Raw genomic sequence first — 22,851 nt, 5'->3', positions numbered from 1 at the left:
TACTGATGGTCGAGCATTTTAGTGTGTAAAAACTCTAAAATAGCTAAAGCAAAAAATTATAAGGCCATCATAACAATACTTAAAGTTAGGAAGTAAATATGAGTTCAACTCCAGATAGTGGCTGGTGGGGCCACCCTAAAGGACTTTCGACATTGTTCTTCACTGAAATGTGGGAACGAATGAGTTATTACGGTATGCGAGCTATGCTCGTATTATTCATGACAGCAAGCTTACAAGAAGAAGGCCTTGCCTTTACTGTTGCATCAGCTGCTGCAATCTATGGCTTGTACACAGGCGCAGTATACTTTTTAGGCTTACCGGGTGGCTGGCTAGCTGATAGATTATTTGGTGGTCAAAAAGCAGTTTGGTATGGCGGCATAATTATTATGATTGGCCATATTATTTTGGCTATTCCACATGATTATTCTTTCTTCATTGGCTTAATATTTGTAGCAACAGGTACTGGTTTACTAAAACCAAATATCAGTGCAATGGTAGGCCAATTATATAGCGATGCTGATGAGCGTCGTGATGGCGGTTACGCTATTTATTACATGGGTATTAACATGGGTTCTTTAATAGGTTACTACGTATGTGGTTACTTTATGGAGAACGTAGGCTGGCACTGGGCATTTGGTGCGGCAGCTGTCGGTATGGCCATTGGTTTAGTTCAGTACAAACTCACACTTAATAACTTACCAGAGCACAGCGCTTTACCTGCCAATCCATTGGGTCCTAAAGGTACTTCACGTGCATGGATTGGTATTGCTGTATTTGTAATTGCAGCAGCTGCAGTTACTACAGCTGCAATGACCGGCGCAATTGTAATCAATCCAACAGTGGTTGCAGGTTACACAGCGATTGTATTTACTATTATCTTTTTTGTTTATTTTGGTGTTATTTACTTTACAGGTAAATTAACTGATGCTGAAAAACAAAGAATGTGGGCACTATTTTTAGTCTGTATTGCATCTGCATGTTTTTGGTCTGGCTTTGAACAAGCGGGTTCATCATTAAACTTATTTGCACGCGATTATACTGACCGTCTTATTGGTACTTTTGAAATCCCTACAACGTGGTTTCAATCATTAAATTCACTATTTATTATTGCCTTATCGCCATTTTTTGCAGCACTTTGGATTAACTTATCTAAAAGCTTAGTATCACCTAGCTACAGCGTTAAGTGTGCAATTGGTTTAATTATCATGGCATCAGGCTTTTTAGTGATGTTTATGGCAGCTCATTACGCAGCTGAAGGCTTAAAAGTAGCGCCTTACTGGCTTGTTACTACGTACTTTTTACATACTGTGGGTGAGCTTTGTTTAAGCCCTGTAGCGTTAAGTGCTGTAAGTAAACTATCGCCTAAACGTTACACAGGCCAAATGATGGGTGTATTTGTATTAACTTACTCAATCGGTAATATTATTGCAGGCTTACTTGCTGGTAATTTCGATCCGAACAATGTTGATGAAATTCCTAACTTATACTTACAAATTGCATTATTTAGCATTGGTGTTGGTGTTGTTTTAGTACTAATGACTTTTAAAGCTAAAGTATGGGAAAAACAAGGGTTAGAAGAGAAAGTCTCTTAATTGTTGTTTATTTAAAATATAACAACATAGCCTAAACATTCCTCCATAGCATCTATGGGGGAATTTTTTTATTCAACTTTGCCCCACTCTCGTTAACTGATATTATGTCCTGATTGATTATTGAATAGACTCAGGGACAGCAGTATATGCATTCATTAACGTTATCACGTACCACTCTAATCGCATTATTTCTCCTTATTTTTTTATCTGCCTGTGGTGGCGGTGATGAAGTAACAGTAAATCCAAATGATCCTGTAGAGCCCGAATCTAGTGGCTTAATTATTACCAATGCTAATGGCTTACAAACGTCATTAGATGAAGGTAACTTTACTATCAATGCCCCTGGGGAAATAGTGGCTAACGATACTGAAATAACCTACGGAAAATTAGTCCTTGATGAAAATAATCAAGCAAAAAATATCATTTCAGATATACATACGCTTACCCCGAATACACTTCAACTTTCTAGCCCAATGACAATCACTATAAAAATACCTGACGACTATGTACTAGGAGGCCAGTTATCTATTGCTCGTTTAAGCGGAGACTCTTGGTCAGGTATTACTAATTCAACGGTATCGCAAGGCTTTGTTAGTGCACAAGTAAACCAACTAGGTAGCTATGCAATCGAAATGCAACGTACAGTTGCATTTTCTGATATTGGCCCAACCTGTGATGCTAATGCAACAGAGCAATCTGTAAGGTTTGTTCACGTTGCCGACATGCATTCTCGCTTTGGATATCAAGAACAATATTTTAGTCGCATTAAAGCTTATTACAAAAAAGCGCTAAGCGAATCTCCGTATACATTATTCACCGATGGTGGCGATGATTACGAAAAAGGAACTGTAGCAGAGCAAATATCACAAGGGTTAGCCTCTGATGAAACCGTAAAGCTAATGGCTTTTGATTTACGTGTTTTAGGGAACCATGACTATGCGTGGGGCCCTGAAAAACTACTTGAATTTTCACAAGACGATAATGCCATTGTACTTGCCAGTAATACCCGCTTTGAGGGAGGAAACAGTCAGAATTTTGGTGGTGTCGACTTTGCTAAGGTGCAGGTTGGTTGCATAACATTAGGTGTGTTTGGGATGACGTCGGTACCATGGGATGAGCTTGACGAACCAATTGAAAACGACCCTATTCCTGACTTTATAAAACAATTTAAAATGAGTTGGAAATGGCAACAAATCGCACAAAGTATTGTAAGCCAATACAGCGATGACGTTGATTACATGATTATGCTAAGCCATTTGGGCAAAGGAACTGACGTTGAGATAGCAACCAATGTACCGGGTATAGATTTAGTGCTTGGTGGGCATACTCATGGTGGTGAAGACTTTATAGAGCTTGAAAATAATGCTTTAGTCATTCAACCAGAATTTTATGCTCGCGGAGTCACCGATTTAAATTTAGTATTTAATACTACCGATAAAGCACTAAGTCGTTACGAGTATCAACATGTAGATACGCGAACATCTATAGAACCTGACGAAGAAACTAAGCTAGCTATCGATGAAATAATGGGCCGATATGCACCCGATGCTGATACAGAAATTGCCATTTCAGAAAACTACCCAAGTAGCTTTGAAGTTGCAGAAATAACAGCACTTGCAACTAAACACTCAAGCTCAATCAACGCAGCGCTGCTTAACCCTGAACTTGTACAAAAAAGATGGACGCCTGGCACTGTTACACAAGAAGATTTTCACAAAGCATTTTATGTTGAAAGACAGCCTTCAAACACACCTGGCTTTAATTCACTGTATCAAGTAACCGTTACAGGCACTGATTTAAACACAATGATTGCCAGCCAACCCGATTGGTTTGTGTTAAAGCCAGAAAATATTCAAGTAACGACAAATTATAATGTCGCTTTATTTAAAGGTGCGGCACTTAATCCAGATTTATTTTTTAGCAGTGTTACTTTTAATGATGTAAAGCCAATTGCCGAAGCATGGTGGCTACTTGATCAATACGCGCGCTTTAGAACAACTCAATGTCTTCACCTTGATACAGACGCACAGCTTAATGCTTGCCAAGATGTTGCAAATATAACAACTTGGAACTTTGACGATCCAACAAACCCACTAACTCCAAACTCAGGCCCATCTGTTTTAAGCTACTTTGACCCAGAAAATGACGGTTGGGGCCCAGAAGATACACGCTATGAGACAACCACTGATCTTAATATTTCCGATTTAACTGATGGTCCTTCTGGTGTAATGGCTTTTACTCGTCACTCCCCAACAGAAGGCCTATTGATTACGTTAAACACAGCTGCAAATGGTGATTTTAAACATGACGGGTTAGTGTCTGACTACACAATAGTTATGGATATAAACTGGCCATTGGAAACAAACGACATTTACCGCGCAATAATCCAAGCCGATACCGAAAACTACGATACAGATGATGCAGATATATTTGCAAGCCCTGACGGTGGGTACGGTGAAGCAACCAGCAATAGTGGATACTTTGGCGATACTGAACCAGGTAATTGGCATCGTATTGCCTTTGTATTTTATGCTGCACCAACAAATGGCGTATTTGAAATATATGTAGATGGTGAACTCGAAGGTGTTAAAGAAGAAGGCGAGATAAACCGTCGATGGGCACTTGATAAAACAATCCTGTTATTTACAGATAACAACTACGAAACCCGGCCTGGTTACTTAAATGCATTACTTTATGCTGGTCGTGCGATGACCAGAGATGAAATTAAAAGTATGGGCGGCGCACAACAAAAGCTCTCTTTTGAGCAATCGACACGAGTGCTAAATCAAACCATTGAGCGCCATTACCAAGCAGCTCCAGCAATTAAAACTAACTTGTGGATAGAGCAGCGAAACAAGTTCTTTGGTAATGGCTCTTAAAGTGTAAACAATTAAATACAAAAAGGCTTTGGCTTGTTCATTATAAAAGGGGGGTTGACGCAGTTTAAACCTCCTTTTTAGTATTTAAATACAACAACTTAAAAACAAGTGCTTCCACTTTAATTTTTACCATATAACTTCATTTTATTTAACTGTATTACAAACGCGTAACTTTATAATAACCGTCCTATTAAATTTACACATACCACATTTACTAAATAGTGCCCCCCTCTTCCCCAAATCAAGAATCTGGTTGATTATCTACTGCAATATGACAACAACACATAATCGCAGTGCTTAATTGCGGGAGTAATAATAATGAGTGAAGTAAATAACTATTTAGGTTTAGTCGGTATTGAATTTACCGAGTACGCAACACCTGATGCTGATTATATGGATAAAGTATTTACTGATTTTGGCTTCTCTAAGCTTAAAAAATTCAAAGGTAAAGACATTGTTTATTACAACCAAAACGATATTCATTTTTTACTGAATAACGAGCGTGAAGGTTTTTCTGCAGAATTTGCTAAAAGCCATGGTCCTGCTATTTGTTCTATGGGTTGGCGTGTTGAGAATGCGCAAAAAGCATTTGAAACTGCAGTAGAGCGTGGTGCAAAACCAGCCACTGATTCAACGCATAAAAATATGCCTTACCCTGCAATTTATGGCATTGGCGACAGCCTAATTTACTTTATTGAAAACTTTGGCGACAAAGGCACTATCTACGAAAGTGATTTTGAAGATTTAGAAACGCAAAATGTTGTAGAAGATAAAGGCTTTATCCGAATCGATCATTTAACTAATAACGTCTATAAAGGCACCATGGAAAAATGGGCTAACTTTTATAAAGACGTGTTTGGTTTTACAGAAGTACGCTACTTTGACATTAAAGGTCAAAAAACGGCGCTTATTTCGTATGCACTTAAGTCCCCTTGTGGCACCTTCTCTATTCCAATAAACGAAGGTAAAGGTAACGATAACAACCAAATTGATGAATACCTTGGTGAGTACAACGGCCCTGGCGTTCAACATTTAGCGTTTTTAACAGATGATTTAGTAAGCTCTCTTGATAAACTTGATAAATCTACAATCGCTACTTTGGATATTATTCCAGAGTACTACGACACTATTTTTGACCGTGTACCTTGGGTTGCAGAAGATAAAGAAAAAATTCGTCAACATCAGATACTCGTAGATAGCCAAAGTGAAAATTGTTACTTATTACAAATTTTCTCTAAAAACTTATTTGGTCCAATCTTTATAGAAATGATCCAACGCGTTGATGATGGTGGCTTTGGTGAAGGTAACTTCCAGGCATTATTTGAATCAATCGAACGCGACCAAGAGCGTCGCGGCGTTTTATAAAATATTTGAGTAAATTAAAAGCAGCGAACTTCGCTGCTTTTGTCGTTTTAATATTTAAAAAGTATTGCGCTAAGTACAAGTATGATTAAATAAACTATACCTTGTCGCCATACAGTAAAATCCAAAGGAAATGTAATGAGCCTAATTAACGAAACCCATGATATTAATTTAACCAGCTGGGTAGAGTCAGCTAATGTTGATAATTGTGACTTCCCAATTCAAAACTTACCGTTTGCAGAATTTCGTCGCAAAGGATCTGATGAGGCCTTTCGTGGTGGTGTTGCAATTGGCGACCAAGTAATTGATTTAGCAAAACTGAGCAAATTAAACGTTTTAACGGGCGACGCTAAAACAGCCACTGATGCAGCAAGTGAAGCAACCCTAAATACATTTATGGGTTTAGGGGAACAGTATTGGTCAGCACTTCGTTTAGCGCTTTCAAATGCACTACGAGCAGGCTCTGAGCACCAACAAGCACTTAACGATACGCTTATTTCACAATCTAATATAGAGTTTTCACTACCTTGTCGCATCGGTGATTACACCGACTTTTACACTTCTATTTATCATGCTACAGCCGTAGGTAGTTTATTTCGCCCTGATAACCCATTACTACCTAACTATAAATGGGTACCTATTGGTTATCATGGTCGCTCTTCATCTATTGACGTATCGGGTCAAACATTTTATCGCCCTAAAGGTCAAACCAAAGCGCCAGATGCAGAAGTGCCGTCATTTGGTCCATGTAAGCGCCTTGATTACGAACTAGAAATAGGTATTTATTTAGGTAAGGGTAATGCACTTGGCGATGCAATTGCGATTGAAAATGCAGAAAACCATGTATTTGGCTTTTGTGTATTTAACGATTGGTCAGCTCGCGACTTACAAGCGTGGGAATATCAACCGCTTGGTCCTTTTTTAGCTAAAAACTTTGCCTCAACTGTATCGCCTTGGATTGTTACAACCGAAGCACTAGCACCTTATAGAACAAGCTGGACACGTGATGAAAACGACCCACAGCCTATGGACTATTTAGAGTCAAAAGCGAATCGCGACCAAGGTGCTTTTGATATTCAAATGGATGTTAAAATCCAAACGGAAAAAATGCGTAGCGAAGGCCATAACCCAACGCGCGTATCAACATCTAGCTTTAAGCACTCTTACTGGACTGTGGCACAAATGGTCACTCACCACACAGTAAATGGCTGTAACTTTATGCCAGGTGACATGTTAGGTTCGGGTACTCAGTCTGGTCCAACGCACGAAGAAGCGGGTTCTTTACTTGAGCTTTCTCGTGGCGGTAAGGAAAAAATTACGCTAAGCAATGGCGAACAACGTAGCTTTTTAGAAGATGGCGATAACGTTATTATGCGCGGTTGGTGTGAAAAAGAAGGCTATGCACGCATAGGTTTTGGCTCGGTAGAGAGCACCGTATTGCCTACAAAATAATACATTTTCATAAATTAAACATAAAAGGGCCGCTTGCTAAAAGCAGCCCTTTTTTATTAATTTTTGAACAGTTACAATTTTTTTCTAGCTTTTTTAACTCAAATTGCTATCTTAATTCGGTTAATAGCCAGTGTTTATATGCCATGTCAGTATTTATAAAGTCTTTTTATCATAAATTTTTCCCAGCTCGACAGCTACTTATTCGTCAAAATGGCGAAGTTAAGCACGTTGTTTTAGCTCCTTGGTTTCAACTTCTTGTAGCACTGCTTATTTTAGTCACTTTCACTTGGCTGAGTATTTCAAGCTTTCGTGTTTACACACAAACAAATAAAATTTCCGACATAGAACAAAGTCAAATAAACGAGCAAACACTTTGGCAACAAAAAGTAAATGAGCAGCAAGCTCTTCAAGCGACGCAATTAGAACAACTTGCAGTACTTGAACAAAAGCAGGCGCTACTGCAAAGCATGATAGAGTCCCTTCCCGCTTCAATCAGTAAAGACGTTATTAAGCTTGATACAGATCTTGACGTACCAATCAATGAAAACAGCAATGAGTTTCACGAACCATTAGTCGATGAAAACCTAAAAGATAAACAGGCTCAGTTAGTAGCTCCGATTACATTCGCAGCAAGAATTGCTAACTTGGATAAGCATTATGAACAAAGCTTTAATTTTTTAGATAACCAAATTAGCGAACGTCACCAAGCTATTTTAGCTATGGTGAAAGGTGCAGGGATTGAGTCTGCGCTTGAGCAACATTTAATCTTAAGCGACCAAACAACCGCACAAGGTGGCCCACTTGATACATTTAACGAAACAAAAATCCCAAGCCACTTTTTAGCTATCGTTGATAAGTTATTAGCATTAAATAATTTAGAAAACTTTTTAACTGAGCTACCAAATACCCTGCCTTTAGCTAAAGCTAAATATTATATTTCAAGCAACTTTGGCCTCAGAAAAGATCCAATGAATAGCAATCATGCCTTTCATAAAGGAATAGATTTAGCCGGTTGGCATAAAACCGAAATATTTGCGCCAGCAGACGCTGTAGTGCTTCGTGCCGGTCGCAATGGTGGTTATGGTAACTTTATTGAGCTTGAGCATAAAAATGGCTTAGTGACACGATTTGGACACTTAAATAAAATTAAGGTGAAAAAAGGTCAGCAGATCACTAAACACGACATAATTGGTTTAATGGGCAGCACAGGTAGAAGCACAGGCACTCATTTACACTACGAAGTATTGCTTAACGGTAAACAAGTCAATCCTCTAAAAATAACAAAGGCGCTTTCTCGTGTTTGGTAGAAAAAAACAAAAAACAGTTAGCTCTAATTTAAAAAGAGTAAATCACACACCGTCTATTATTTCACAAGACGTCTGCCTTACAGGCACTTTAATTAGCCAGGGTGAAGTACAACTTGATGGCCGCATTGATGGAGACATAAAAGTGGAGCATTTAGTTATTGGTTCAACGGGTGTTGTTGAAGGTATTGTTGAAGCTAAAAGCGTCATTGTTAAAGGCAAAGTTATTGGCTCAATTAATGCCAGTGAAGTGAAAGTACAAAGCGGTGCGCATGTTCATGGCGATGTGTTTCACGATACATTGAGTATTGATGCAGGCGCAGTAATTGAAGGCAGTTTAAAGCAACGTTTTGAAAAAGAAGAGCCTGAACTAATTTCGAAAGAACTTAAACCCGCAAAAGAAGTTAAAGCATTGTTGAAGGAAGACGGCAGCGACTTATCGTTTGTAAATAAACAAGCCGCTGATAAAAGCTAAGTCAAATCTGCTTAACGTAAGTTACCTTTTTTCAGTAATGTACATTGTAATATCTGCAGTGAAAACGAGTTCATTGCGGGTGTTATAAAGCTTAACCGGTACTACTAAGTCCTCTTTATCAATCCACTTATGTGGTAAATCAATTTCCGCAATTGCAGTCACGTCAGTATCTACTTTTGCTAAGTAGCGGACAGTCATCCCTTTTGGGATCCAACGATGGGTTTTAACTGGCACTGTTGCATCGACCATCACACCCGCACACAACTCAGCTAAGTTACACTGCGCAATAGCATGAATAGTTCCAATATGATTATGAACGCTGCGACGATTTTTAACCACTGCGCTACAATGCCCTTCTCGAAGGTCAAGTACGTAAGGCTTCATCGAACCAAAGTATGGCGCTTTAAAACAAACAGCTTTAGTAAAAAGCCAATTCCCAAAAGGTAGACGCTTAAATTTATGCCATGTTTGTACAAGTGCAGATTTATTACTCATTATTATTTTTTCCATCAACAGTTACTTTTCTCAAACTAACACATCAGACCAGTTTTAAAAAGCGCATTTATACTGCCTTTTTAGCTTAATCTAATCAAATAATAATAATGACAATCTATGCAGGGGCCATAAGCCCTTTCTTTTTTACGAGTGCCCACCTAAAATACTCGGCAAAAGGAGACTCAATGCAAACACAGCCCGCTAAACCTAATATGACTTTATTACTTATCTTAGCGTTACTCGTTATATTTTGCCCTATGGCAATCGATATTTACTTACCCGCTTTTCCTACTATTGCAGAACAATTTGCAGTAACAGAACAACAAGTACAGCAAACCGTTGCTATTTTTATGCTAACAGTAGGTTTAGGCCAATTGATTGCAGGTCCTTTAGCTGATAAATTTGGCCGAAAGCCAGTGGCTATAGTGGGCATTAGTTTATATGCAGGCTCAGCATTACTTGCCTATTACTCACCATCTTTTGAAGTATTAATGATTGCACGTGCGCTTCAAGGTTTTGGAGCGTGTGCCACATTTGTTGTCGCATTTGCGATAGTGCGTGACAAATATGGTAGTGAACGAAGCGGGCAAATGATCACTTATCTTAACGGGATTGTGTGCTTTATTCCGGCAATGGCACCTATTTTAGGGGCCTGGCTTACCGTACAATTTGGCTGGCGTATGAACTTTATGTTTTTAACCGCGTTTGCCATTTTAGGCCTTATTGTTACTCTATTCTTTTTTAGAGAGACCCGTCCTGCTGATAGCCATTATCAGGGCCATATTTTAGATTTGCGTCGCTTTACACCGATTATTAAAACACCAATATTCTTGTTTAATAGTCTAATTTGTATGGTCGCCATGTCGGCTATATTAGTTTATGTAACGCTCGCACCAGGCTGGCTTATTACGCATTTAGGCGGCACAGTAGCCGACTTTACTTTTTGGTTTACGTTAAATGCCGTAATAAGTATTGTCGCAAGTTTTATACTACCAACGTACATTAAACGAAATAGCCAGCGCGCTTTGCGTGTCGGTGTGAGTGTACTGGTTTTTTCAGGCATTTTAATGCTAGCCCTTAGCGGTATAGAAACAGCATTTGCGCTTATGTTACCTATCTTAATTGCAGCATTAGGGTTTGCTTTAAGTTTAGGCTCTGCTGCAGGTATGTCCCTATCTAGCTTTCCTAAACAAGCAGGCACAGCCTCTGCATTACTTGGTGCTATGCAAATGAGTGGCGCGAGTATACTCGTTGTTTTAACCCAATATTTGGGGTTAAGTACACCGTGGTTAATTGCTTTTCATTTATTATTACTAGTTCCGCTTTGGATTATTTTAATGAGCAAAAAAGCACATACTTTACATCCAACTAAAAGCGCTCAATGATCAATCCTGATTTTTTAGTTTCATTTTTATTAGCCAGCTTTTTAATGGCAGTAGCGCCTGGGCCATCAAATGCATTTTTGATGGCACAAACATTTGCTAATGGACGAAGCGCTGGTATGCAAAGTGCTTTTGGTTTTGCATTAGGTGGGGTTGTTCATACACTGTTTGCTGTTGTAGGCCTAAGCGCAGTACTAAAAGCTTCTCCTAGTACCTATGCCGCAGTGCAATATGCAGGTGCTGCATACTTATGTTATTTAGGGCTTGTGATGATTAAAGGCACGTTAAAGCAGCAAGAGCTTGTATCAGAGGGCACGCAAACCGATAAACCGCATATAAATACCAGCAAAAAAAGTAACGTCATGTTTCAGGCCATGATGACTGAAGTACTGAACCCCAAAGTAGCGTTATTCTTTATTGCATTTATTCCGCAATTTGTAGATCCAACGCTTTCATCTGCTACTTTTCAGCTCGCTTTTTTTGGCTTACTTTACCCTCTTTTTGCTTTTCCGATTGACTGCACGTATATTTATTTTGGCGACAAAATTGCACAGTTTTTTAGACGTAACCCAAATAGCCAACTTTGGATTGATAGAATCACCGGCATTGTATTTATTGCCCTTGCTATCAATCTATTATTTTAACTAACCAAAACAGTGGTTAACTAATAAAAAGAATCAGCATGGAACAAAAAACACAATCTCTTCCCGCGCAAAAGAATATTGCTTTAGTTGCACACGACGGTAAAAAAGCAGCATTAAAAGTATGGTGTGAAAAGCACAAAGACATATTAAGCAAACACACTTTATATGGCACCGGTACTACGGGGCATTTAATCCAAAAGACCACAGGGCTTGATGTAGTTCAGCTTTTAAGTGGCCCAATGGGCGGCGATCAGCAACTAGGCGCTAAAATAGCGGAGCATGAAATACATGTTTTAATATTTTTTTGGGACCCATTAGCATCACAGCCTCACGACCCTGATGTTAAAGCACTGCTACGTTTAGCCGCTGTTTGGAATATTCCGGTGGCGTGTAATGAAGTAAGCGCCGATATGTTATTGAGCTCACCGCTTATGGACGTAGAGCTTGAGCGTACATTGCCAGATTACGAAAAATACCTCGCAACCCGACAAATAGATCTTTAAATTTTTAAGCTACTTATAAAGCATGCTGGCCCATTTAGTCAGGCCAGCGGTTACACTACCAAAGTGATCCCCGTTAACCATTTTTATATCGCCTAAGTGCTCACTTAAAGCCGCTTTAATCAATGGTGATTGTGCACTACCGCCTGTTAAGTAAATAATGTCTGGCGTGGTTGCAGCGTCGCTGATTGCTTGTTTTGCTAAAGTAACTATTTGGCTAATACTACTCTCAACGGCAACAGCTAAATCGCTTACCGATACATTTTTATTCAGCCCACTATCTAAAAAGCTTAAATCACAATAAAACGCACTAGCTGATGAAAGTGCTATTTTAGCCGCTTCACCTTGTTGCACTAACTGATGGCCTTGCTTGTTTTGCTGTAAATGTATTAAACGCTTATAAAGCTCTGGCGCACTTACATCACGTAATTGTGCATTCAGCTCTCGGGTATGGCTCTCACTATAGAATTGGCTTTGTAAGTTTACATCGTTAATTTTACACGCTTGCCAAAATGCTTGATTAGGCAAAGGCAAACCCGATTTAAACGTACTGCCTAAACCCAATAACGGCATTAAACCATGATAGCTCAATGCAATATCTAAATCATTTCCGCCAATACGTTTACCGCTGTGAGATAAAAAATCGCCATCGCGCTGGCTATTGCCTCTAAAGCTTGGGCCCATTTGTACAAACGAGCAGTCACTTGTACCACCACCAATATCAATAACAAGTACTTTTTGATCCTGAGTTAAATCACTCTCATAATCGATACCCGCAGCAAGTGGCTCATATAAAAACTCTACGTCTTTAAAACCAGCACGTTTAGCAGCGCGTTCTAAAATACCGACCGCTTGTTGATTTGATTGCTCACCACCCACAGCCTGAAAGTTTACTGGGCGACCAATCACTGTTTGCGTAAGTGTTTTACCTAGAGAGAGCTCAGCGCGTTGCTTAATTTTTAAGATCATCGCTGTTGCGATATCTTCAAAAAAGTTAATTTGACCTTGTTTAAGGCCCGTTGCGCCAAAAAATGATTTAGGGGACTTAACAAAGTAACCTTCTTCAGGAAACTGCACGTACTCGCTAATCGCTTCACGACCAATAAATAGGGTTTCATCTGAAGGTTGTAAATCAAGGTCTGACTTAATACGCGGCAAGGTATTTAATAATGCTTGGCGCTGAGTTAAAAAGTTATGTTCATGGTCTGTGCCGTGTAAATGCTTAGCAACAAAGTCAACAACCAAGGCACTGTGATGAGTGTAAAGTGTAGACGGTAGGTAATGTTTTCCTTGCTCTAGCGGTACTAATTGAACATTACCCTCGCTCATTACACCCATAGCACAATTAGAACTACCGTAATCAAAACCTACAAACATACTTCACCACACATTACCAAAAAGGCCGCGCAATTTAGCACACTTTGTAAAATTTATAAATGTTATAAACTGTCTCTGGCACGTAAAAAACTAGCGAAACGCGGTAAACCATTTTTTGTTAAACCATGAAATCGATATGTTACAGTGCTACCTATCTCGGGCGGGGCTGCGCGCTGTGCATCACTAAACCCAGTACCAATAGAAAACACCTGCCCTTGTGCTGTTTTTACTCTTAATGCCCCTAACATACCTTGGTACTTGCCTTTACCTGGTAAATGCGCTACTACAATCGCTTCAGCATCTAAATAAGGCTTTAATTTTAGTAATGAATTGCTCCGTCCATTACTGTGCTTAGCACTAGCCAAATGAAGCATTACGCCCTCACCGCCCTGTTTAGTTATGTTTTCAAAATACTCTGTAAGCTGCTCATTATTGGTAAAGCTATATTGAACTACAACACTAATATGCGGCGAGTTTAGGCTAGTAATGAGCTCATTATAGTTTTTATAGCGAGTGCTAAAAGGCAAGTTTTTATCTGGCATATCAAATACTTTATAAGTAATAGTTTGCCAATCATGATTATTAGGTTTTTTAGTTCTTACTATGCCACTAAGCACAGAAAAGTGCTTACGCTTGGTCCATAGCTCACCATCAAGCCATACATTTGGCAATGTGGCTGTAAACCAACTTGGCGAATTGATAATATTGCCCTTGCGAGTAACAAACTGCGTGCCAGTCCATATAGCTCTCACACCATCATATTTTTCACTGACTAAATATTTACTTACATCGTAATGTTTAGTTTCGTCATATACTTTAGCCAGTAAAACAGAGGGTTGTGCTGCACTTATACATTGCGTAAAAAGTACAGCAACAATTAAAAGCAGATGTTTAAAAGTAAACATTGGCGCATCCAAGCAAGTAAAAGTTGGCTTAAACTATAGTTGAGATTGCGCCCATTGCCAAAACTCATCTAAGTTACTCATTTTATAAGTAGCTTGGCTAAAATCATGATCTTTAGTGTGGCTATTAGCAATAGCTACAACACGTAATAAGGCGTTGTTGGCCGCCGTAACGCCGGTAAATGTATCCTCAACAGCAATTGCATTGCCAGCTTGTATATTTATCTGCTTAAGCGCCAGTAAATATGGGTCTCCTGCTGGTTTAGGGTTAGTTACATCATCTTTTGTTACCACCGTGTCAAACAGCTCATAAAACCCTAAACCTTTAAGTATTGGCATGGCTTCACTTTTAGCACTACCAGTTACTAGCGCCATTTTTAAGCCACTCGCTTTTACGGCTTTCAATGTTTGCTCTGTAAATGGCATGAGTGGCGGTAAATGTGTTATTACATATTCGCCAAATAGGCGGTATTTTTCATCCGCTAAAAACTGTGCACTTACCGGTAAGTTATGCTCTTGCTTAATCTCTATTGCAGCTTCTAAAGTCGGGCGCCCCGAAAAACGCTGACAAAAATCATTTTCTAAATAACTAACACCATAAGGCTTAAGTAGTTTACTCCAACATACAAAATGCATGCTTTCTGAATCAACTAATGTGCCATCCATATCAAATAATACTGCCTGTAATGTCATCCTCATTCCTTATTTAACCTAAGCTAAATTTTGATAATAAAAAAGGCGCCTAAGCGCCTTTATTAAATTGTAGTTATTGCGTTAGACCAGCTGGTGGCTCACCAGTGGCTTCTTCACCCGTATCAACATCAACAAGCTCATAGCCACGCGTTTTACGCATAACTTTAAGTACAGGTTTTTCAAATGCTGTTTTTAAGCGTTCTGAGTCATCTTTCAATTCATCTAAGGTCGTACCAAAAGGGGCTGCGCCAGTTTCTGACCAGTTAGTTACTTTACCATTTAGGTTATATTCTACTTCGTGTATTTGATATTGCGCTGCTTCGTCTTTCGTTGCTTCACAAAAAATTACACGGTAATTCCAAAATCCAGCCATTTTCTTATCTCTTTAAATTAATTAACGCTACTTTACCAGCTTTATAAAAACATAAAAGCCTGCACAAGGCAGGCTTTTAAAAATTAATATAATTTAAGGTTATCTTTAGAAGAAGTTAACTTTAAATTCAGCACCAACATAACGCTCTTCGTTAACAATACCTGTATTGTTATTAAAGTCTACTGCGCCAATAACTTGTTGCTCGTCAAATAAGTTACGAACAAAAGCAGCTACTTCGTATTCGTAATCGCCTTCAGACCATGTGTAACCTGTACGCAAACCTGTTTCAATAAGCTCTTTACCTTCAAACTCTACCGATTCGTAAAGGAACATATTGATTTTACTGCGATAAGAAATATCACCGCTTGCGAAGAAGTTACCATCGGCAAGTTCTTTAGTGTAGCGAAGCGTAAAGTTAGAGATCCACTCAGGCGCATGCGGTAAGCTATTACCATCAAGTACAGCAAGCCCAGAAGCATTAATTGGGTCAGTTACAGTACATTGTGCACAAACAGCTACAGCTAAATCGTTATCTTTGATTTCTGTTTTGTTATAGCTTAGGTTAAACGTTGCATTGAACTCATCACTCAATACCCACTGTGTATCTAGCTCAAAACCATAACCAGTCGTTTTATCAGCATTAACTAAACGGTTAAAGTTAGCACCACCGCCAACAGCTGTAAGCTGTTGGTCGTCCATTGTGTAATAAAACACAGTTGCGTTAACACGACCTTGGCCGTCTAGCACGTCTGACTTTATACCCGTTTCGTACGATGTTACCGTTTCTGATTCAGCTGTTGTTACATCATCACCAAACAAAATACGACCTTGTAAACTAGGTGCGCGGAAGCTATTGGCTACACGGCCGTACCAGTTAACATCATCGTTTACTTTATAATTTGCAGATAAATCCCAGCTAACATGGTCGTCACTAACATCACGCTCTACCAGTAATGCACCGCCGCCAATTGGGCTAAGTGTACGGTCTGCTACAAAATCTTTATCATCATCAGAGTAACGAAGTCCCGCTGTTACTTTTAAGTCATCTGAAAAAGTATAATCTACAGAACCAAATACAGCCCAAGCTGTAGTATCTTGCTGTTGGCGAACATAGCCATTTAAAGCACCAGCATCGGGTGTTGAGAATGTATCGTAGCTGTAGTTTTCAATAGTTAGTTCTTCATCGAAGTAAAAAACACCTACTTGATAATTTAAATCGCCATCAAAGTTACTAGATAAACGTAGCTCTTGCGTCAACTGGTCGTGATCTGGAATACCATCAGCACTTTCTGAAGAGAAAGGGATAAAACCAGGCCCCATGAAATCAGGAATATAAGAAGCACCGTAACCGCCGTCGATGTCAGCGCGAGAATAAATTTCAGCACTTTCCCATGCAGAAATTGAAGTGATTGTGTGGTTTTTAAGTTCCCACTCAAGCTTTAAGCTCGCACCTTCAGATTCTACTTGTTGAGTAGAGCGAGATGCCGCATCTTGATAAACAACATCACTTTCATAGTTATCTACTAGCTCGTTAGTACCCGTTTTAATTACATTTGCACGAAAGGCAATTGGCGAGCCATCTAAATCACGTGTGTGATAGTTTAATAAAGCAGTAAAATCATCGCCTTCATATAAAAATTGAACACGTGCCGCTTTTTCAGTGTAACCACCTTGCTCGTCTTTAGCTTCAAAGCCTGGAGCTTGGTTATCAATGTAATCGTCTTTATCTTGCCATAATAATGAAACACGAGCAGATAAACGGTCAGTTAAAGCACCACCTACAGCACCACTTGTGTCTACAGCGCCACGGCTACCGTATGAAACAGAGCCATAACCATCAAATTCTTGGCTTGGTTTAACAGTATCAAACTTAACAAGGCCAGCCGGCGTGTTACGTCCAAATAAAGTTCCCTGCGGTCCACGTAATACTTCTACGCGTTCAACATCAAATACTGGGAAGCCTTTTAAAATTGCATTTTCTTGAACGACTTCATCAACAACAAGTGATACTGGTTGTGATGCATTCAGATCAAAATCGGTATTACCTAAACCACGAACGTAAAAGCGTGGGAATGAACGACCAAATGAAGATTCAATTGATAAACTTGGAATTTTCGCATTTAAAAAACGAATATCCATACCAGCTGAGCTATACGCATCAAGGTTATCACCTTGTAGAGCAGATACTGCTACTGGTACTTCTTGAGCGTTTTCTACACGTTTACGAGCTGTTACCTGAATAACTTCTAGTTGGTTACTTTTTTTAGCTGCTTCTTCAGCGGCTAAAGAAGAAAATGAAGTACCTGCTACTGCAGAGAACAACGTTGCATTGATTAGGGTGGCTAACGTAGATCTTTTCATTGCTTTCATGTTGGGTTTAACCTTTTTTGTGCACTCTTGTTCAACGGTTTTTTGTGTTGCGCTACTTATACCTTGAAGGTAAGTTGCGGGCTCGTTCAATTTTTCGCGACTTGCGTCATGCGCGCGGACCTTATTATCGAGAGTACAAAAACGATGCTATAAGGCTGAACGAACGATTAAGATTATATCATTTTGTAATAATTTTACTGCATAAATATTGACATAATTAGAAACTTTTTTGCAACATTTAACTACAAGATTACGCATTTTTATCACTATTTAGATGCAAAAACCTAATAGTGCGGACATATGTCCTTTGTTGGTTTTAATAAACTGGAGTAGGAAGAATGGATTGTTTTACATGTTAACCTAAAATAGAAACATCTACTTATATACAAATAAAGCCATCCAAAAATGACTTTAAATAGCTACTGTATTTGGATTATGAGCGCTTAAACGCAATTTCACCGTCGATATGAATGTCGCGCTGAGGGAAGGCAATCACTACATCATGCTTTTCAAATACAGCGTAAATACTAAAACGAATATCACTGCGCACTTTTCTAAGCATGGTTTCGGACTCGGCGCATACCCAAAAAATAGCATTAAATACGAGCGAGCTATCAGCAAAGTCATCAAATAATACCGACGACTTTGGATTAACCAATATTGCTTCATGGTCGTCAAGCACTTGTTGAATAAGCTTTTTAACCAGTATCACATCTGAACCGTATGCAACACCTACACTGACCGATGAGCGTGCATTGCCATCTATTAGCGTCCAATTTGTTACTGTATTTTCGAGCAATTGAGAATTAGGAATAAGCATATGTACGCCGTCATTTCGACGGATACGCGTTGAGCGAGTGTTAATTGTTTCTACTACGCCTTTTGCATTCCCTACCTCTAAAAAGTCACCAATACGTATTGGACGTTCCCACATCAATATCCAGCCACTAATAAAGTTATTTATTATGTTTTGCGCACCAAAGCCTACACCAATGGCTATTGCACCCGACACAAAAGCAAACGCAGTCAGCGGTATGCTTAATACTTCTAAAGATGTAAAAATTAAAATTGCGATACTTAAAATAAAGTAGATACGTGTAAATAAATGCACGGCATCTTGGCTTAGTTTTTTTGCCAATAATGTTTTTGTTATTAGCTTGCCAATACGCGTCACAATAAACCAAATAGCGAAAAGTATTAAAGGCACTTTAATAATTTTTGCTACGGTAATGTGTACATCGCTGTAACTAAATACAACAAAGGCAAGAATTTGGTTTATGTGTTCTAACGTCATTTATTTTCCAAAACAAGCAAAGGAGCGCTTTAAATTAAAATCGCTATAAAGTGAAAGCGGTTCAGTGTTGGGTAAGTTTAGCAGTCATAATATAACTAAAACGCCAAGTTAATAAGTTCAATATGCTTTTTATGAACAATTTATTAACTCTTTATTGCACCGAGTGCTATATAAATAGTGTACAAGCACTGGAGATCACTATGTCACAACTAACTTTAAATCAAAGGTTGGCAACATTGCAGCCACAGGTAGACTTACATTTATTTGAAAGTAGTCTAGATTATCGAAATAAAATTTTGTGTCTTCTTGCGGAGCAAGAGCAAGCCTTGGCAACTATTAACAAAGAATTTGGCCAACAACAACCTAGCAGTTTTGGCTCTGAGAGAAAATTTGTACTTGGATATAACTAAGTAAACAATGGCTCGACCGCTTAATTAAGTAGCTCAAGTGTTTACTTTTAGAGCTACTTTTACCTACCTTAAAGCTAAATATTAGCTAATTTGCGTTCAAATCCCCCTTAATACCGATAAACTTTATTGTATAAACTCCAAAATTTGATAAGTTAACTAGGTTTTTCGACTCGCAAAGCCTATTCCGGCTAATCTTTTTATGGAGTTATTATGCGTAAAACCCTGATCGCCACTACTATTGCTAGTGCCTTAATATTATCGGCCTGTTCATCTAACGATACACAAAACATGGCAAAAGAAGGTGCAGCACAAGTGCAAGACATGAACGCAAACAATGTTTTATTTAAGCCAAGCCCATTACAATATATGGCACCAGAGTTTGATAAGTTTGGTACAAAAGACTACGAAGCAGGCTTTGACGCTGGTATTGCGCAGCATACAGCGCAAGTCCAAGCGATTGCTAACAACCCTGCTCCTGCAACATTTAAAAATACCTTAGTTGAAATGGAATTGTCAGGCGAGCTATTAAATCGCGTATCGGCTGCGTTTTTCAATTTATCAGGCTTAATCTCAGATGACGAATACCAACGCATTAGCAAAAAAATGGCGCCGGTACTATCTGCTCACTCAGATGATATTTACCTAAATGGCGAGTTATTTAAGCGCGTACAAACAATTTACGACAATCAAGATAAATTAAATGCTGAAGATCAACGCCTAGTTGATTTTTACTACAAGCAGTTTGTAAAAGCGGGTGCTAAGTTAAACGACGCTGAAAAAGCTAAAATGCGTGAAATTAACTCAGAACTAGCTCAGCTATCTACTGAATTTTCACAAAACATTTTAAAATCGTTTAAAGAAGACGTTATTGTAGTTACAGATAAAAGTGAATTAGCAGGTCTTTCTGAAGGTGAAATTGCCGGTCTTGCAGCTTCAGCTAAAAAAGCAGGCAAAGACGGCTACATGATCACGCTTGTTAACACAACACAGCAGCCTATCTTAAGCAGCCTTGAAAACCGCGATCTACGTGAGCGTATTTTTAAAGCCTCTGCAAACCGCGCAGCAAAAACCAACGGTCCTATTATTATTAAAGAAACCAACCTACGTGCCCAAAAAGCAGAGCTTTTAGGCTATAAAGATTGGGCTTCTTATGTAATGACGTCGCGTATGGCACAAACAACTGAAAACGTTTACGGCATCCTTGATGACCTAGCGCCAAAAGCAGTTGAAAAAGCAAAAATTGAAGCGGCTGCTATTCAAAAAGTGATTAACGATTCAGGCGAAAGCTTTGAGCTTAAACCATGGGATTGGACTTTTTATGCTGAAAAAGTACGTGCAGAAAAGTACAACTTAGACCCAGCACTTGTTAAGCCATACTTTGAAATGCAGTCGGTTATTCACGATGGTTTATTCTTTGCGATGAACAAACTTTACGGTATTACGTTTAAAGAACGTAAAGACCTTCCTGTTTATCATGAAGATGTAACCGTATACGAAGTATTTAACGCTGATGGCAGCGCTATTGGTTTATTTTACTTAGACCCATATGCACGTGAAGGCAAACGTGGCGGTGCATGGATGAGCGCATACGTTAGCGAAAGTGGCTTAAAAGGCACTAAACCTGTTATTTACAATGCGCAAAACATTCCAAAGCCTGCAGAAGGCGAACCTACGCTAATGACGTTTGACGAAGTGTCTACTATGTTCCATGAATTTGGTCATGCTGCACACGGTTTATTCTCAGACGTAAAATACCCAAGCCTAGCGGGTACTGCAACGGCGCGTGACTTTGTTGAGTTTCCGTCACAAGCAAATGAAGATTGGATGATTGAACCAACCGTTCTTGCTAACTATGCGAAACATTACAAAACAGGTGAGCCAATTCCACAAGCTTTACTTGATAAAGTACTTGAATCGCAAAAATTCAACCAAGGTTACGGCACTACTGAATATTTAGCCGCTGCCCTACTTGATATGGAATGGCATTCATTTGGTTCTGATAAGAAAATTACTGACGTTCAAAAGTTTGAGCAAGACGCATTAGAAAAGCATGGTATTGCTTACTACCCTGTACCACCGCGTTATAAATCAAACTTCTTTAGCCACACATTTGCAGGTGGTTATTCAGCAGGTTACTACGCGTACCTGTGGACTGAAGTATTTGCAGCAGATGCCTTTGCACATATGGAAAACAATGGTGGCTTAACCCGTAAAAATGGTGACAAGTTCCGTAAAGAAATCCTATCTAAAGGTAACAGCCGCGACTTAATGCAAAGCTATATTGAGTTTAGAGGTCAAAAACCAACAACCGACGCACTACTTAAGCGCCGTGGTTTGGTTGAATAATTAATAGCTTAGTTGAGTAATTAATAACGTAGTTTATTAATTTTAGACTTTATAAAAGCCCGCTTGCGGGCTTTTATTGTTTATACATTAATTTATAACAGATAAACTGCTGCCATTAATTATTTAAAGACGACGGCTATGCGGTACTTATTTGCAGTAACTTTACTTTGGGCATTTTCATTTAGTTTAATTGGCGTGTATTTAGCCGGCCAAGTTGATGCTTGGTTTAGTGTGTTAATTCGCATAACACTAGCAACTCTCGTATTTTTACCATTTTTAAAGCTTAAACATACGCCTAAACCTTTAGCCTTAAAGCTTATGCTGATTGGCGCTATACAACTTGGTGTTATGTATAGCTTTTACTACCACTCATTTTTATTTTTAACCGTCCCAGAAGTACTACTATTTACAGTAATGACCCCTTTGTACATTACCTTGCTAAATGATGCATTGAACAGACGCTTTAACCCACGCTTTTTTATAGTCGCGCTTATTGCTGTAATCGGTGCAATTACCATTCGTTACGAAAACCTAAATAGCAATTTTATAATCGGCTTATTACTTGTTCAAGGCGCGAATATAAGTTTTGCTGTAGGCCAAGTTACCTACAAACGATTAATGAATAGCAATCAGCTTGACGATAAAACCGTATTTGGGTGGTTTTTTATAGGCGCACTTATTATTGCCACAATTTGTTATGCGTTATTTGGTAACTCAAACAAATTACCAACCACTTCCACCCAGTGGGGCATACTGGTTTATTTAGGAGTCGTTGCATCAGGCCTTGGTTACTTTATGTGGAATAAAGGCGCAACACTCGTCAACGTTGGAGCTCTGGCAGTCATGAATAACTTACTAATCCCAGCTGGGATTATTGTTAACGTGCTTATTTGGAATAGAGATGCAGATATAGTTAGGTTAAGTATTGGGGCAGCTATAATGTTAGGTGCATTATTGGTGAATCAAATTATTAATAAAAAGTAAATTAATAAGCTTGTAGC

The 22,851-nt window shown here is 39.0% G+C and carries 19 protein-coding genes; 12 read left to right on the top strand and 7 right to left on the bottom strand.

Annotation, left to right across the window (positions count from 1 at the left end; translation table 11 throughout):
• The first annotated feature begins 98 nt into the window (after positions 1–98).
• The 6 genes from BW142_RS15580 to BW142_RS15555 all read left to right on the top strand — a co-directional run bounded on the left by BW142_RS15580 (position 99) and on the right by BW142_RS15555 (position 9,064).
• The gene (locus BW142_RS15580) at positions 99–1,592 is read left to right on the top strand and encodes a peptide MFS transporter (protein ID WP_076925446.1); all 1,494 of its coding nucleotides are present in this window, start codon (positions 99–101) and stop codon (positions 1,590–1,592) included.
• A 146-nt stretch (positions 1,593–1,738) separates the two neighbouring features.
• On the top strand, positions 1,739–4,471 hold the full coding sequence (locus BW142_RS15575) for a metallophosphoesterase (protein WP_076925445.1): 2,733 nt from the start codon (positions 1,739–1,741) through the stop codon (positions 4,469–4,471).
• 318 nt (positions 4,472–4,789) lie between these two features.
• Positions 4,790–5,836, top strand: a complete 1,047-nt coding sequence (hppD, locus tag BW142_RS15570; RefSeq protein ID WP_024589439.1) for a 4-hydroxyphenylpyruvate dioxygenase — start codon at positions 4,790–4,792, stop codon at positions 5,834–5,836.
• Positions 5,837–5,971: 135 nt separating this feature from the next.
• Entirely contained in the window at positions 5,972–7,285 is a 1,314-nt protein-coding gene (gene fahA, locus BW142_RS15565; protein WP_076925444.1) for a fumarylacetoacetase, read from the top strand.
• A 143-nt stretch (positions 7,286–7,428) separates the two neighbouring features.
• On the top strand, positions 7,429–8,592 hold the full coding sequence (locus BW142_RS15560) for a M23 family metallopeptidase (protein WP_076925443.1): 1,164 nt from the start codon (positions 7,429–7,431) through the stop codon (positions 8,590–8,592).
• Positions 8,582–9,064, top strand: a complete 483-nt coding sequence (locus BW142_RS15555; RefSeq protein WP_076925442.1) for a polymer-forming cytoskeletal protein — start codon at positions 8,582–8,584, stop codon at positions 9,062–9,064. The genes BW142_RS15560 and BW142_RS15555 overlap by 11 nt, the downstream gene beginning before the upstream one ends.
• A gap of 21 nt (positions 9,065–9,085) precedes the next feature.
• On the opposite strand, the gene BW142_RS15550 is transcribed toward BW142_RS15555, so the two are convergent.
• A complete protein-coding gene (locus BW142_RS15550; RefSeq protein ID WP_076925512.1) occupies positions 9,086–9,559 on the bottom strand; it encodes a hotdog fold domain-containing protein in 474 nt (157 codons plus the stop codon).
• Between the two features lie 185 nt (positions 9,560–9,744).
• Between BW142_RS15550 and BW142_RS15545 the strand changes: the two genes are divergently transcribed.
• From BW142_RS15545 to BW142_RS15535, 3 genes are read left to right on the top strand one after another with little or no spacing between them, the layout of a single operon-like run.
• Positions 9,745–10,944: a multidrug effflux MFS transporter gene (locus tag BW142_RS15545; protein ID WP_076925441.1), complete on the top strand. Its 1,200-nt coding sequence runs from the start codon at positions 9,745–9,747 to the stop codon at positions 10,942–10,944.
• A complete protein-coding gene (locus BW142_RS15540) occupies positions 10,941–11,585 on the top strand; it encodes a LysE family translocator (RefSeq protein WP_076925440.1) in 645 nt (214 codons plus the stop codon). The genes BW142_RS15545 and BW142_RS15540 overlap by 4 nt, the downstream gene beginning before the upstream one ends.
• Positions 11,586–11,623: 38 nt before the next feature.
• Complete coding sequence (locus BW142_RS15535; protein ID WP_076925439.1) at positions 11,624–12,088, top strand: methylglyoxal synthase; 465 nt, start codon at positions 11,624–11,626, stop codon at positions 12,086–12,088.
• A 9-nt stretch (positions 12,089–12,097) separates the two neighbouring features.
• On the opposite strand, the gene yegD is transcribed toward BW142_RS15535, so the two are convergent.
• The 6 genes from yegD to BW142_RS15505 all read right to left on the bottom strand — a co-directional run bounded on the left by yegD (position 12,098) and on the right by BW142_RS15505 (position 19,094).
• The gene (gene yegD, locus BW142_RS15530; RefSeq protein ID WP_076925438.1) at positions 12,098–13,462 is read right to left on the bottom strand and encodes a molecular chaperone; all 1,365 of its coding nucleotides are present in this window, start codon (positions 13,460–13,462) and stop codon (positions 12,098–12,100) included.
• Between the two features lie 62 nt (positions 13,463–13,524).
• Complete coding sequence (locus BW142_RS15525; RefSeq protein WP_076925437.1) at positions 13,525–14,367, bottom strand: DNA ligase; 843 nt, start codon at positions 14,365–14,367, stop codon at positions 13,525–13,527.
• Between the two features lie 33 nt (positions 14,368–14,400).
• Entirely contained in the window at positions 14,401–15,057 is a 657-nt protein-coding gene (locus BW142_RS15520) for an HAD family phosphatase (protein WP_076925436.1), read from the bottom strand.
• Between the two features lie 73 nt (positions 15,058–15,130).
• On the bottom strand, positions 15,131–15,430 hold the full coding sequence (locus BW142_RS15515; RefSeq protein ID WP_007376885.1) for a hypothetical protein: 300 nt from the start codon (positions 15,428–15,430) through the stop codon (positions 15,131–15,133).
• A 105-nt stretch (positions 15,431–15,535) separates the two neighbouring features.
• Positions 15,536–17,800: a TonB-dependent receptor gene (locus BW142_RS15510; protein ID WP_076925511.1), complete on the bottom strand. Its 2,265-nt coding sequence runs from the start codon at positions 17,798–17,800 to the stop codon at positions 15,536–15,538.
• 433 nt (positions 17,801–18,233) lie between these two features.
• Positions 18,234–19,094 (bottom strand): mechanosensitive ion channel domain-containing protein, encoded by an 861-nt coding sequence (locus tag BW142_RS15505; protein ID WP_076925435.1) that lies wholly within the window; start codon positions 19,092–19,094, stop codon positions 18,234–18,236.
• A gap of 200 nt (positions 19,095–19,294) precedes the next feature.
• On the opposite strand from BW142_RS15505, the gene BW142_RS15500 reads away from it, so the two are divergent.
• The 3 genes from BW142_RS15500 (at position 19,295) to BW142_RS15490 (ending at position 22,834) form a co-directional block, all read left to right on the top strand.
• Positions 19,295–19,504 carry a hypothetical protein gene (locus BW142_RS15500; protein WP_076925434.1) on the top strand — a complete coding sequence of 70 codons (210 nt, stop codon included), beginning with the start codon at positions 19,295–19,297 and terminating at the stop codon, positions 19,502–19,504.
• A gap of 210 nt (positions 19,505–19,714) precedes the next feature.
• Entirely contained in the window at positions 19,715–21,850 is a 2,136-nt protein-coding gene (locus tag BW142_RS15495; RefSeq protein WP_076925433.1) for a M3 family metallopeptidase, read from the top strand.
• 138 nt (positions 21,851–21,988) lie between these two features.
• Complete coding sequence (locus BW142_RS15490) at positions 21,989–22,834, top strand: carboxylate/amino acid/amine transporter (RefSeq protein WP_076925432.1); 846 nt, start codon at positions 21,989–21,991, stop codon at positions 22,832–22,834.
• Positions 22,835–22,851 lie beyond the last annotated feature (17 nt).

The sequence above is a fragment of the Pseudoalteromonas sp. EB27 genome (assembly GCF_001974875.1).
Taxonomy (GTDB): Bacteria; Pseudomonadota; Gammaproteobacteria; order Enterobacterales; family Alteromonadaceae; genus Pseudoalteromonas.
This window is presented reverse-complemented; position numbering and strand designations above follow the sequence as displayed.